General features: G+C 44.4%; 1 protein-coding gene. It reads left to right on the top strand.

The features are described 5' to 3' along the window. Positions 1-881, top strand: an 881-nt coding sequence (locus tag A3762_RS13195; RefSeq protein WP_068756004.1) for an AraC family transcriptional regulator ligand-binding domain-containing protein, incomplete at both ends; no start/stop codon positions are given.

Raw genomic sequence — 881 nt, 5'->3', positions numbered from 1 at the left:
CCTAGGTGATCAAAACTATCCGAGCTTTGAGCTTTCGCTCATTCTCAAACGACTCAAGCGACAGGGACAAACTGCTTGGTGTGAACATCTCGAAAAAGAGTTAGAACTAGACATTTTGCTCAATGAGCCATTCATACCCTCACACATTGCCCTTGATGGTTTATCACGTGTGGTTGAAGATCAATTCTTGATTGGTTTGGGTATTCATGTCGCGAGCGAATATTCACTCGCAAATTTCGGTATTTTGGGAACCGCTTTTCGTCATGCACCATCACTCTATGATGCACTCGAAATCTCACACAGCTATTACGAGCTGCTAGGCAGCTTTACTGATCTCACGATTATCCAAGATCAAGAAGAACTGACCCATCGGCTTGTAAACGTATCAGGACTGAGTGAGCGTTTACTGCACATGATATTCGAGTTAACGATCGGCGGCATGCAAGCCGTCTCGCGCGAGATCACGGGCAGTCCAGTTAAAACACGTGCTTTAAAATTCGTTCTAAAACTTACAGAGGCGGATAAAGCCTTCTATCGCAGTCACTTTGATTGCGAGATTGAAGATGACGCAAAATTCAATGAATGGGTAGTGGACCTTGCTCATCTTAAACAAGAGCTCACATACGCTTACCGTGCAAAGCATGAATTGAAAGACAGCATTGAGCAACTGAATCAACTTATGCAAACACTGAAAGATGAGTTCGCATTGGTCAACAAGTTCGACCGCTTAGTGCGAAATGACGGCGATAGCTACCCTAACTCCAAAGCCATTGCCGAAGCCATGTGTATGAGTGAACGCACCTTCCGACGAAAACTTGGAAAGATCGGTCTAAATTACAATACCTTGATGGGCAAAATTCGTTGCCAAATTGCGATCGCAA

Source organism: Oleiphilus sp. HI0125 (genome assembly GCF_001635355.1).
The sequence above is the reverse complement of the archived record's forward strand: the minus strand, read 5'-3'. Positions and strand labels throughout refer to the sequence as shown.